A 12611-nucleotide genomic window follows, 5' to 3' on the forward strand; every position below is an offset into this window, starting at 1 on the left:
GGCGGCGGTAGAACACTGCCGCCTTTCTCGCGTTCGGTTGCAGACTGGAGGCATCTCGGCCATAGTTGACTTTCACCTGCGGTGCTGGGTTCCAGGCGCCGGACCACTAGAGAGTTTTATGACGTTCCTTGCATTCCTGCGCGAAAATGCACGCTGGATAGCGGGCGGTTTTCTGCTGACCTTTTTCTCGTCTTTCGGACAAACCTTTTTCATATCGCTGTCCGCAGGTGACATACGCCGGGAATACGGACTGTCCCACGGCGATTTCGGCATGCTCTACATGGTGGCGACATTGGCCAGCGCATTCACCATGCCGCGCTTCGGACAGATCGTCGATAAATACTCTCCGCGCACCGTCACGCTGATCATTGTGCCCATGCTGGCACTGGCATCCATTGCGATGGCGCTCTCGCAATCTCTGCTTCTTCTGGTCTTCACCATCTATCTGCTGCGACTGTTCGGGCAGGGCATGATGACCCACAATGCGCTCACCGCCATGGCTCGGTGGTTCTCGGCACAACGCGGCCGAGCCGTTTCCATTGCGACCCTCGGCCACAACACCGGCGAAGCGGTTTTCCCCCTCATATTCGTCGCCATTGCTGCAGCTATCGGTTGGCGTAACACCTGGCTGGTTGCGGCGGCATTCCTCGTGGTTGTGGCGCTTCCACTTATTGCCGGTTTGATCTGGCAGGAAAGAGCACCACGCACGAGCGATCCGCAGCCGCGCAAGGCGCCGGTACGTGACTGGACCCGCGGCGAAGTCGTGCGCGACCCACTGTTCTATATGTTGCTGCTCGGCGTGATGGCGCCAGGCTTCATCGGAACGACGATATTCTTCCACCAGGTCTATCTGGTTGAGCTGAGAGGGTGGTCACTGGAGATGTTCGCTTCCTCCTTCACCTTCATGGCGAGCATGACGGTTGTCTTCGCGCTGGTCGCCGGCCAACTCGTGGACCGCTTCTCCGCAACGGCCCTGCTGCCAAGCTTCCTGTTGCCGCTTTCAGCCGCATGCCTGGTTCTGGCAAGCTTCGATGGGCCATGGAGCGCCTTTGCCTTCATGGGACTGCTGGGTATCTCCTACGGTTTTTCCTCCACGCTGTTCGGTGCGGTCTGGCCAGAGGTCTACGGTCTCAAGCATCTTGGTGCGATCCGTGCTCTGACCGTGGCGATCATGGTATTTGCGACAGCCATGGGGCCGGGTCTGACGGGGTACCTTATCGATCTGGGCGTTTCCTACCCGCTGCAGATTGCTTTCATGGGCTTCTATTGCCTCGGCGCATGCCTGCTGATGCTCCACGTTTCGCAGCGGCTTTCCCGTCGGAGCTTGCAAAGCGAGATGGCCTCGGCTACCTCGCAGCCATGAGTGTTACCCTACGTTTTGCACCTTCGCCCACCGGTCAGATCCATATCGGCAATGCGCGCACCGCATTGTACAACTGGCTGTATGCCAGGAAGGCGGGTGGCCGCTTCATCCTGCGCTTCGATGATACCGACAGCGCCCGCTCCACGCGGGCCTATGCCGATCAGATCGAACAAGATCTGGAATGGTTGGGCATCACCCCCGATGAGGTTGTTCGCCAGTCGGAGCGCAAGGACGCCCATGATCGGGCTGCCGAGCTTTTGCGGGAGAAGAGGCTTCTTTATCCCTGCTACGAAACGGCAGAGGAACTGGAACGCAGGCGCAAGATACGGCTTTCCCGCCGCTTGCCACCGGTTTATGGCCGTGAAGCGCTCAAGCTGAGCGCGGATGACCGTCGGCGTCTCGAGGACGAAGGTCGCACGCCGCATTGGCGATTCCTGCTGCCGAATTTCAAGGACGACCCTCATCAGCCTGAGCGGACACTGGTGACATGGGATGATGTCGTGCGCGGCCCGCAGACAGTTGACCTGGCAGCAATGAGCGATCCGGTGCTGATCCGTGAGGATGGCACCTATCTCTACACCCTGCCATCGGTTGTCGACGACATCGACCTTGGCATCACCCATATCATCCGCGGTGATGACCACGTCACCAATACCGGGGCGCAGATCGCGCTCTTCAATGCCTTGGGCGCGCAGGAACCGGCCTTCGGACACCACAATCTTTTGACTGCCTCGACGGGTGAGGGGCTGTCAAAAAGGAAGGGCGCCCTCTCCATCGCTTCGCTGAGGGACGAAGGGCTGGAACCCATGGCCGTTGCCTCACTCGCGGTCCTCATCGGCGCTTCGGGTGCAGTGGAAGCATGTTCGACGATGGATGCTCTACAGGAGCGATTCGATCCTGCAGCAGCATCACGGTCCGCAGCGAAATTCGATCCCGAAGAGCTGCGCATGCTCAGCCGCCAATTGCTTCAGCAGAAGTCCTTCGGCGAAGTGGAGGGCAAGCTTGCAGCATTGGGCATTTCCGGCGAGAACGCTGAAGCTTTCTGGCTGGCCGTACGGGGCAACCTGGAAAACCTGGAAGACGCCGTCGATTGGTGGCACATCGTGCAAACCGGCCCGGCCGATGATGCATCGCTTGAAGCAGAAGACCGGGAATTCGTCCGCGCTGCCTTCGAACTGCTGCCCGAAGAACCCTGGACAGCTACTGTCTGGAAAGAGTGGACCTCGATCGTGAAGAGCAGGACCGGACGCAAGGGCAAGCAGCTTTTCAAGCCCCTGCGCATCGCGCTTACTGGCCGCGATTGGGGACCGGAGCTCTCAGATCTATTGCCTCTTCTGGGTCGGGAAGGAACACTGGCCCGACGACCCTGACGCCCGGAGCAAAGGAGGAGACCGCAGCCTGAATCGGAGCTGATGGCAGCGGTTTCTTCATTTCCAGCCCACCAACACGATTGGCCAGCGTTTCTGGATCTGCAGCCGGGTCGGGACGAAAGCGCGGGGCAGGCAGCTCGAACAGGGCTTCGCTCTGGCTCGTTGCAGCCTCTTCTGTGGGATTGACCGAACTCACCACGTCGCCATTCTGCCCGGCCTCGTAATTGCCGGCCATCACCTCGAAGCTGGGCGACTTCAATTCGCAGCCGCAACTGGAGCTGCCAACGCCCGTCTGCCGATATTTGTAGGCGAAGTCAGCCTTCTGATAGGGCGTGCCATCCGCGATGGAGACCATCTGCGCGGTTTCCTCATCGGGAACACTGTGAACGAAGAGCTGAACCTCGGCACCGGGACAACGGGCCTCGCAGGTCTGCGCATCACGCTCGAACATGTCCTTTGGCACCGAGAAGGAGATGGGGAAGTAATAGCCGTCGCACATGCGCACGCACATTGTGCGGAATGTGGTCATGTTGCGCGGCTTGATGAAGGGAGCGCTTGCCGTGCGCACGGCCTTCTGCTTGCGCACCACCTTCTTGATTGCGGCCTTGCGCACCACCTTCTTCGTAGCTGGCGCGGATTTCGTTACACGTGCAGGCGCAGCTTTCTTTTGAACCCGTGCGACCGCACTCTTTTTCTTGCTATTTGCCTTTACCGATGTCTGCGGTTTGGCGCGGCAGCCATGCTTGCGAATATCACGCAGGAGGCGTGCTTTGACCTGTTTCGTATTCCCCGCACCAAGAGAAGCGCGTGTTCTTTTCAGTTGCGCAAGATTTGCGTTCATCTTGCGGATGGTGGAATTGAGTGAGCGGCACTGTGTGCTGTTATTCCCGAAAATGCCGCCGCTGCATCCCGCATTGCGAGCGCTGGACGTGGCTCGGTTCAGCTCCTTGCTCTGACGTGCAATGGCACGATCATATTTGGCAACCGACGCGCTCGAAGCTCCACGCGGAACCTTCGCAAGTTGTGCTTCCAGATTGCGGCAGGTGCGGGAAAGCGCGTCCGCCTGCACGGTAAGGAAAAGACATGAAATAAAACCAAGTAGGGCAATGCGCACAAAGCCGTACATGCTGCCTCCGCTCCACTGCTGAACAGCGGTATGGGTTCGAAATGAAATAACGATACGCATCACATCTTCATCCCGCACTTGCCGCAGCCATGGTATGACCAAGCGTTGTGCGTCTACAAGTTGTGTTGCAATAAAATTGTTAGCAAAAGTAGATTAAGTTCAAATTATCGGTTTGCCGCGCTTTTTAGGCACTGCGGCTTTGACTGGCCTCCACGACTGCAAGGGCTGTCATGTTTACCACCCCGCGTGAGGTTACCGACGGCGTGAGAATATGTGCAGGCATGGCGGGCCCCAACAAGATGGGGCCGACATGAAGCGCATCCGTCATGGCGCTGACGGTGGTCAGCGTGATGTTTGCCGCATCAAGGTTGGGGAACACCAGCAGATTGGCTTCACCTTCGAGATTGGAATGAGGGAAGACGCGTCTGCGCAGCGTTTCAGAAAGTGCGGAATCGCCATGCATCTCTCCATCCACCGCGAGATCGGGTGCCTGTTCGTGCAACAGCGCGGTTGCCTTTCGCATCTTCGCGGCACTGGCGGATTCACGGGAGCCGAAATCCGAGTGCGAAAGTAGTGCTGCCCTTGGCTCTATGCCGAACCGGCGGATTTCCTCGGCCGCAAGCAGAGTCATTTCGGCGATTTCCTCGGCGCACGGGTCGATGCTGACATAGGTGTCTGTGAAGAACATGACGCCCTGCTTGGTGATCAACATGGACAGGGCCGAAAGCTCATCGACGCCCGGACGGCGGCCAAGGATGATATCGACATAGCGCAGGTGACGTTCGAAACGGCCTTCAAGGCCACAGATCATCGCATCGGCCTCGTCACGCAACATTGCCAGTGCGGCAATTACCGTATTGTTCGTGCGGACAAGCGTTCTCGCACCTTCAGGTGTGATGCCGCGTCGACCGGTGCGTTTTTGAAGGAGATCGACATATTCACGATAGCGTGGATCATCCTCCGGATTGATGATCTCGAAATCCTTGCCTGGCCGTATCTTCAGACCATACCGGCCAAGGCGTGTCTCGATGACCGCTGGACGACCGATCAGTATCGGCCGCGCAATGCCTTCCTCGAGAACCACCTGTGCTGCGCGCAGGACGCGCTCATCTTCACCATCGGCATAGATGACGCGCTTGTGTTGTGCCGCCTTTGCAGCGGAAAAGACCGGCTTCATCACGAGACCGGAGCGGAACACGAAGCGGTTCAGCTTGTCGTGATAGGCCTGCATGTCCTCAATCGGCCGACTGGCCACACCGCTCTCCATTGCGGCCTTCGCCACGGCAGGAGCGATGCGCAATATTAGGCGCGGATCGAAGGGTGAGGGGATCAGGAAGTCCGGTCCAAAAATCGGTGTCTCGCCACTATAGGCGCGCGCGGCGACATCGGACGGCTCCTCGCGGGCAAGTGCCGCGATGGCGCGCACGGCGGCAAGCTTCATCGGCTCGTTTATCGCCGTCGCCCCGACATCCAGCGCACCGCGGAAAATATAGGGGAAACACAGGACATTGTTGACCTGGTTGGGGAAGTCGGAACGACCGGTACAGATCATGGCATCCGGCCGCGCTTCGCGTGCGACCTGCGGCATGATTTCGGGCACGGGATTGGCAAGCGCCAGGATCAGCGGCTTCTCCGCCATTTCCGACAGCATCTCAGGCTTCAGAACGCCGGCTGCGGAAAGACCCAGAAAAACGTCCGCTCCGGGGATGACTTCGGCAAGCGTGCGCTTGTCGGTATCCTTCAGATACGGCTCCTTCCACCGGTCCATTTCCTCCACACGACCCTTGAAAGCCACTCCATGGCGGTCGGTGATCCAGATGTTCTCAAGCTTGGCACCAAGCTCGACGAGCAGGTTAAGGCAGGCAAGTGCTGCTGCACCTGCGCCGGAGGTGACGATCTTGGCTTCCGAAATCTTCTTGCCCGCAAGCTCAAGCCCGTTGAGTATGGCAGCGGCAACGATGATGGCCGTGCCATGCTGATCGTCGTGGAAAACCGGGATCTTCATGCGCTGCTTCAGGCGCTCTTCCACCTCGAAGCATTCGGGCGCCTTGATGTCTTCGAGATTGATGCCGCCGAATGTCGGTTCAAGTGCGGCAACGGTCTCGACCATCTGGTCGATCTCCGGCGCTTCGATCTCGATGTCAAATACGTCGATATTGGCGAACTTCTTGAACAGAACCGCCTTGCCTTCCATGACCGGCTTCGATGCGAGCGGCCCGATATTGCCAAGCCCCAGAACCGCCGAGCCGTTGGACACCACCGCCACGAGATTTGCACGTGCAGTGTAATCAGCCGCGGTTGAAGGGTCGTCCTGAATGGCAAGACATGGCGCTGCCACGCCCGGTGAATAGGCGAGCGCCAGATCGCGCTGGTTTCCCAGTGGCTTGGTTGGCTGGATTTCGAGCTTGCCCGGCACGGGATAGCGATGGAAGAAAAGAGCAGCCTCGTCGAGGTCGGAACTCTTGCCGTTCTTGTTGTTGTTATCAGCCATTATGCAATTTCCCGCGTGCTAAGCCTTGAAAGCTCGTTGCTGCGCTAGAAGGCGCTGTTGTAGAGCCCGCCATCCAGTTTCAGATTCTGTCCGGTGATGTAACCGGCGTGAGCGGAACAGAGGAAGGCGCAGGCCTGGCCAAATTCCTCGGCAGTGCCGAAGCGTCCGGCAGGAATCTCGGCTGCCTGCTTTGCGGCCTGTTCTTCATAGGAAACACCGGTCTTCTCAGCGCTGGCACGAATGCCGCTGGCAAGCCGCTCCGTATCCATCTTGCCGGGTAGAATGTTGTTGATGGTCACATTCCTGTTGGCCACGGACCGCGACACCCCTGCAAGAAATGCCGTCAGCCCGGCACGTGCGCCGGAGGACAGGTCAAGTCCCTCGATCGGCATGTAGACGGACAGTGACGTGATATTGACGATCCGTCCGAATCCACGCTGGGCCATTCCGTCGATCACGCGCTGGATCAGTTCCAGGGGGACAACCATGTTCTGTGTGGTGCCGCGCAGCATGTCTTCACGTGTAAGGTCGCGGAAGTCGCGGCGGGGAGGACCGCCATTGTTGTTCACCAGAATATCCGGCTCCGGGCAGGCTTTGAGAAGTGCATCCTGAACGGCTGGATCTGACACGTCGCCGACAACTTCACTGACCACAACCTCATGATTGCGGCGAAGCTCCTCGGCAGTCTGGTGGAGGGAGTTTGCTTCGCGTCCATTGACCACGACATCACAACCGGCTTCTGCTAGCGCGATTGCACATCCGCGGCCCAGTCCGCGGCTGGATGCACAAATGATTGCCTTGCGGCCCTTGATTCCCAGATCCATCTGCCACTCCCAAGCTTTGCTTCGCTGGATGATCTACAGATGGGCCGCGTGCATGACAACCGTCACATGGCTGTGACATGAATCTGTCCATAGAAGCTGCGTCACGAATATCACGGACGTGAGCCATGCCCGAGCCGAAAGCCCGTCAATACCGCAGCATCTTCATTTCCGATGTGCATCTGGGCTCGCGTCCTGCAAAGGCGGACTTCCTGATCGACTTCTTGCGCTATAACGACGCAGAGACGGTTTATCTGGTTGGCGACATTGTCGACGGATGGCGGCTACGCCGTTCCTGGCACTGGCCGCAGGCGCACAACGACGTTGTGCAGAAGCTCCTGCGGAAGGCGCGCAAGGGCACCGAAATCTACTATATCGCCGGGAACCACGACGAGTTCCTGCGTTCCTTTCAGGGCACGCATTTCGGCGGTATCGTGGTCTGCGACCGCCTCATACATAAAGGCGCCGACGGTCGGGACTATCTCGTCATTCACGGCGATCAGTTCGACCAGCTCGTCCACAATGTGCGCTGGCTCGCCTATCTCGGCGACAAGGCCTATGACCTGGCCATCGTGATCAACCGCGTTGTCGCAGCGTTTCGCCGGGCTCTCGGGCGGCCTTACTGGTCGTTCTCCTCCTGGGCGAAGGTGAAGGTGAAAAAGGCCGTCAATTTCATCAGTTCATTTCAGGAAGTGCTCGCACAAGAGGCGCGGCGCAGTGACGTTGACGGTGTTATTTGTGGACATATCCACCATGCTGCAATCGAAGAAATCCGCGGCATTCGCTATATGAACACGGGCGACTGGGTCGAGAGCTGCACCGCTCTGGTGGAAGACTTCGACGGCAATTTCGAAATCATAACCTGGACGGGCATAGCCGCACCCGCTGAAGCGGAAGCCAAGCTTCGGCTGGCGGATGCTGCAGGTGTGAAGGCGGCATGAGGGGTACGCAGAACTAGCCCCAAAGCTCCGGCATCGGAGGTGTGACCACCGAACCGGTATATTTCAGCCCCGGCTCCCGGTCCTCTTTCAGAAGCAAAGGTCCATCAAGATCGACGAAATCGGCGTCCTGGGCAAGCAGGAGCGCCGGTGCCATGGCGAGCGAGGATCCGACCATGCAACCGATCATGATGGAGAAGCCGCTCGCGCGTGCCTCACGGTGAAGGATGATTGCAGCGGTCAGCCCGCCGGTCTTGTCCAGTTTGATGTTCACCGCGTCATAGCGCCCCTTGAGGTCCGGCAGGTCTGCGACTGTGTGGAGGCTTTCGTCTGCGCAAATGGGTACCGGATGCGGGATTCGTGCCAGAATGGCATCTTCGCCGGCCGGTAGCGGCTGTTCCACAAGCGCGACCTTGTGTTCTGCACAGGCCAGGAGATTCTCCTGGATGTTTTCGGCAGTCCAGCCTTCATTCGCATCAATGATCAACCGACTGTTCGGTGCAGATGCTGCAACCGCATGAATGCGTGCTGCATCATTGTCGGCGCCGACCTTCACTTTCAGCAGCGGGCGCGTGGCGTTGGCGCGTGCGGCCTCCGCCATTTCGTCAACGCTTCCAAGCGAGATTGTTGCGGCGGTCGTGACGGGGCGCAGCGGAGTGTTGCAGACATGCTCATAAACGCGTTTGCCGCTGGTTTTGGCTTCCACATCCCACAACGCGCAATCGATCGCATTGCGCGCAGCCCCTGCTGGCATGGCTTCGAGAAGGTCTTCGCGCGTGATGCCACGTTCCACGAGATCGCGAACCTTCTCCATCTGTGCGATCACGCTGTCCAGCGTTTCGCCATAGCGGGGATAGGGGACACATTCCCCGCGACCCGACGCTGTGCCATTCGAGATCGTGCAGGTGACGACCTGCGCCTCCGTTCTGGCACCCCGCGCAATCCGGAAGACACCTGCGATGGGAAACCGTTCGATCTCGACTTTCATGCTGTAGGACATGTTTCACCCTCTATCGGTGCGAAAAAGCAGCGCGCTTGGCCGGAATGGAGTTTCCAACGCGCCTATGGCGAACTATGGATTGGATATGGTTTCACAAGCTCAGGCACAAGATACGGCGATAGAGGAAACGGCTGGTCCAGCCGCGGCCTGGCTTGATGTCGAGTGGCGCGAACACGATCTGGTCTGTCGCATGAGTGGCAAGTGGATCTCGCGAACAGTCGGCTCCGTCGATCAGGCGCTGCGTGATCTTGTGAAGGACGCAGAAGGCGTACCGGTCTGCCTCGAACTGTCGGAGATCGAGACGCTGGATACCGCCGGAGCATGGCTGATCGGGCGGTTCGTTAACGCCCACCGCCGCGGCGGCGGAGAGGTGGAGGTCAGCGGTGCCTCCCGCTCGGCCCTGATCCTGCTTGAGGAAGTGCAGCCCATCGCGGAAGACCCGTCCTTGCCAGAAAAGCCGCAAGGGGAATCCTGGCTTGTAGCGATACCCGCAACCGTCGGCCGCGCCATGTACAATATGCGCGACGACATGATGCAGGGGCTTTTCATTCTCGGCGCGACAATCAGCGGCGCGCAGATGAAGCTAGGCCGCAAGCACACGATCAATCCGGCGGCAATCACCAACCAGATTGACCGAATGGGCGTAGGAGCAATCCCGATCATCGTACTCATGTCGGCGATTGTCGGAGCGATCATCGCGCAGCAGGGTGCGTTTCAGTTGCGCTATTTCGGCGCAGAGATCTTCGTGGTCGATCTCGTCGGTATCCTGATCTGGCGCGAGCTTGGCGTGTTGATGACTGCCATTATGGTCTCGGGACGGTCGGGAAGCGCCATCACGGCCGAGATCGGCTCCATGAAGATGCGTGAAGAGGTGGACGCGCTGACAGTTATGGGGCTCAACCCTGTGGGCGTGCTTGTCTTTCCGCGCCTCGTCGCACTTGTGATTGCGCTTCCCTGCCTGACCATCGTAGCGAATTTTGCGGCGCTCGGCGGTGCGATGGCCACCGCATGGCTGTACTCGGGAATTCCGCCGACAGCATTCATCGACCGCATGCATGAGGCAATCGACCTGACCACCATTTTTGCCGGCCTGATTAAGGCACCTTTCATGGCGCTCATCATCGGAGTGATCGCTTCCGTCGAGGGGATGAAGGTTGGCGGCAGTGCCGAATCTCTCGGCAGCCATGTCACCGCCTCGGTGGTGAAGGCGATTTTTGTGGTGATCGTGGTCGATGGTCTGTTCGCCATGTTCTATGCGGCGATCGATTTCTGATGGCGAACATGGATCAGGATATGGCGTTGATGACACCGCAGGGCCAAGGGGCCCCGCATGAGCGAGTGGTGCTCTCTGCGCGCGACATCACCGTGGCATTTGGTGATACAACGGTTCTGGAGAACCTTTCGCTTGACGTCTTTCACGGCGAAATTCTTGGTTTTGTAGGGGCTTCCGGTGCGGGCAAATCGGTTCTCCTGCGCACCGTTCTCGGCCTGGTCCCCCGCAAGAGCGGAACGATTGAGCTGTTCGGCAAGGATCTGGCAAAGGCCACGACGCGCGAAAAGATCGCGCTCGACATGCGGCTCGGCGTTCTGTTTCAGCACGGTGCATTGTTTTCTTCGCTCACCGTGCTGGAAAACATCCAGGTGCCGATGCGCGAATATCTGGATCTGCCAAAGAGGCTGATGGACGAACTGGCACTCTTGAAGGTCGAGCTGGTGGGTTTGCCCCGCGAGGCAGCGTACAAGCTTCCCTCGGAATTGTCCGGCGGCATGATCAAGCGCGCAGCACTTGCCCGTGCATTGGCGCTGGATCCTGACATCCTGTTCCTGGACGAACCCACCTCCGGCCTTGATCCGATCGGCGCAGCGGAGTTCGACGAACTGGTCGCCAAGATGCGCGACACGATGGGTCTGACCGTCTATATGGTGACTCACGACCTCGACAGCCTGCTCACGGTTTGTGATCGCATAGCCGTTCTGGGTAAGAAGAGGGTGCTTGTCGCCGGCACCGTTGAAGAAATGATGCGCAGTGAAGAGCCTTGGGTAAAATCCTATTTCCGGGGCAAGCGCGCCCGTCAGATCGTGACGGACAACAAGCCTTGATGCAGACAGTGTACTGATGGAAACAAAAGCAAATTACGTCGCGGTCGGTGCATTCGCCATTCTGGCGCTTCTGGCAGCTTTCGGCTTCGTTTACTGGACGGCTGCCATCGGCGAGCGGGGAGAAACCTCGCTGCTGCGCATCCGAATCCCAGGCTCGGCATCCGGTCTTGGCCGCGGCAGCGCCGTGCTTTTCAACGGCGTGAAGGTGGGTGATGTGCGTCGGGTTTATCTCGATCTGACCAATCCCCAGGTTGCAGTTGCGGATGCGGAGGTTGATCGGTTGACGCCGATCACGCGTTCCACCCAGGCCGATGTCGGACTGGCCGGCCTTACAGGCCAGGCGAATATCGAACTGAAGGGCGGCGACCCGACCGAACAGAACTTGCTGCACCTGGCCGAGCAGAACAATGAAATAGCCGAGATCACAGCCAGCCCATCTGCGGTGACGGATCTGCTGCAGACTGCTCAAAGTCTGATGACACGAGCCGATAATGTCATCGGAGAGCTCGAAGGCTTCGTTAAGGAGGCGCGTGGACCACTTTCCGAAACCGTAAGGAATATCGAGAAGTTTTCGCAGGCGCTGTCGCAGAACGCATCTGGCATAGAAGACTTCCTGGCCAATGTCGGGGAGCTTTCCAAGACAATCGGAAATGTCACGGGACAGCTGGAAAGCACGCTTAAAGCGGCTGAAGATCTGATTGTGTCGGTTGATCGCGAAAAGGTCGGTGAGATTGTCGGCAATGTCGAGACTTTCACAAAGGACCTGGCGGCTGCCAGCGATCAGTTTGAGGCTGTGGTCACCCGCGTCGACAGGGCCGTTGCGTCCATATCCACTTTTTCCACCAGCGCAACCCAGACACTAAGCAAAGTCGATGGTGTGCTGGAGGGCATAGATGGCGAGGCCGTGTCGTCTGCGGTGAAAAATTTCGAAGAGGCGAGTGGCGCCGTCAATCGCGCTTCAGCCGACATTGCCCGTGTGAGCGAGAAGATCGGTGGCCGCAGCGAAGAGATAGACCAGATCATTGTCGATGCTTCGCAACTCGCCAGCAGGCTGAACGAGGCGTCGGTTCGCGTCGATGGTGTCCTGGCCAAGATCGACAACATGCTGGAATCCGGTGATGGCGAAGGCCTCGTCGCAGAAGCGCGGGCGACCCTGCGCTCCTTCCGTCAGGTGGCAGACACGCTCAATGCACGCGTGGGCACCATCACCGACGGGCTGTCGCGTTTTTCGGGGCAGGGGCTGCGTGAGGTCGAGGCCCTTGTGGAGGATGGACGCAGGGCGATCACCCGTATCGAGCGGGCCGTCACTGACCTTGAACGAAATCCTCAAAGGATCATTACCGGTGGGGAAGGCGAGATCAAACGCTATGACGGGCGAGCCCGTCGTTGACATGATCTGCAT

The 12611-nt window shown here is 58.9% G+C and carries 10 protein-coding genes; 6 read left to right on the plus strand and 4 right to left on the minus strand.

What is annotated here, in order from left to right:
• Nucleotides 1-118: 118 nt before the first annotated feature.
• Together WA367_RS08740 and gltX are read left to right on the plus strand one after the other, a co-directional pair.
• Nucleotides 119-1363 (plus strand): MFS transporter, encoded by a 1245-nt coding sequence (locus tag WA367_RS08740; protein WP_336056395.1) that lies wholly within the window; start codon nucleotides 119-121, stop codon nucleotides 1361-1363.
• On the plus strand, nucleotides 1360-2733 hold the full coding sequence (gltX, locus tag WA367_RS08745) for a glutamate--tRNA ligase (RefSeq protein ID WP_336056396.1): 1374 nt from the start codon (nucleotides 1360-1362) through the stop codon (nucleotides 2731-2733). The genes WA367_RS08740 and gltX overlap by 4 nt, the downstream gene beginning before the upstream one ends.
• On the opposite strand, the gene WA367_RS08750 is transcribed toward gltX, so the two are convergent.
• The 3 genes from WA367_RS08750 to WA367_RS08760 all read right to left on the minus strand — a co-directional run bounded on the left by WA367_RS08750 (nucleotide 2651) and on the right by WA367_RS08760 (nucleotide 7174).
• A complete protein-coding gene (locus WA367_RS08750) occupies nucleotides 2651-3859 on the minus strand; it encodes a DUF2865 domain-containing protein (RefSeq protein WP_336056397.1) in 1209 nt (402 codons plus the stop codon). The genes gltX and WA367_RS08750 overlap by 83 nt on opposite strands.
• 184 nt (nucleotides 3860-4043) lie before the next feature.
• A complete protein-coding gene (locus WA367_RS08755; protein WP_336056398.1) occupies nucleotides 4044-6350 on the minus strand; it encodes an NADP-dependent malic enzyme in 2307 nt (768 codons plus the stop codon).
• 44 nt (nucleotides 6351-6394) lie between these two features.
• Nucleotides 6395-7174, minus strand: a complete 780-nt coding sequence (locus WA367_RS08760) for an SDR family oxidoreductase (protein WP_336056399.1) — start codon at nucleotides 7172-7174, stop codon at nucleotides 6395-6397.
• A gap of 125 nt (nucleotides 7175-7299) precedes the next feature.
• Here WA367_RS08760 and WA367_RS08765 point away from each other — a divergent pair, with 125 nt between their 5' ends.
• On the plus strand, nucleotides 7300-8112 hold the full coding sequence (locus tag WA367_RS08765; protein WP_336056400.1) for a UDP-2,3-diacylglucosamine diphosphatase: 813 nt from the start codon (nucleotides 7300-7302) through the stop codon (nucleotides 8110-8112).
• Nucleotides 8113-8125: 13 nt separating this feature from the next.
• Here the strand turns inward: WA367_RS08765 and dgcA are convergent, their stop codons facing one another.
• Nucleotides 8126-9109 carry an N-acetyl-D-Glu racemase DgcA gene (gene dgcA, locus WA367_RS08770; protein WP_336056401.1) on the minus strand — a complete coding sequence of 328 codons (984 nt, stop codon included), beginning with the start codon at nucleotides 9107-9109 and terminating at the stop codon, nucleotides 8126-8128.
• Between the two features lie 85 nt (nucleotides 9110-9194).
• Between dgcA and WA367_RS08775 the strand changes: the two genes are divergently transcribed.
• The 3 genes from WA367_RS08775 to WA367_RS08785 are packed head-to-tail and all read left to right on the plus strand — an operon-like array spanning nucleotide 9195 to nucleotide 12599.
• Complete coding sequence (locus tag WA367_RS08775) at nucleotides 9195-10382, plus strand: ABC transporter permease (RefSeq protein WP_442935555.1); 1188 nt, start codon at nucleotides 9195-9197, stop codon at nucleotides 10380-10382.
• 20 nt (nucleotides 10383-10402) lie between these two features.
• On the plus strand, nucleotides 10403-11209 hold the full coding sequence (locus tag WA367_RS08780; protein WP_442935568.1) for an ABC transporter ATP-binding protein: 807 nt from the start codon (nucleotides 10403-10405) through the stop codon (nucleotides 11207-11209).
• 16 nt (nucleotides 11210-11225) lie between these two features.
• Nucleotides 11226-12599 (plus strand): MlaD family protein, encoded by a 1374-nt coding sequence (locus WA367_RS08785; RefSeq protein ID WP_336056402.1) that lies wholly within the window; start codon nucleotides 11226-11228, stop codon nucleotides 12597-12599.
• Nucleotides 12600-12611 lie beyond the last annotated feature (12 nt).

The organism is Nitratireductor sp. CH_MIT9313-5 (genome assembly GCF_037029545.1).
In the GTDB taxonomy this organism is placed as follows: domain Bacteria; phylum Pseudomonadota; class Alphaproteobacteria; order Rhizobiales; family Rhizobiaceae; genus Chelativorans.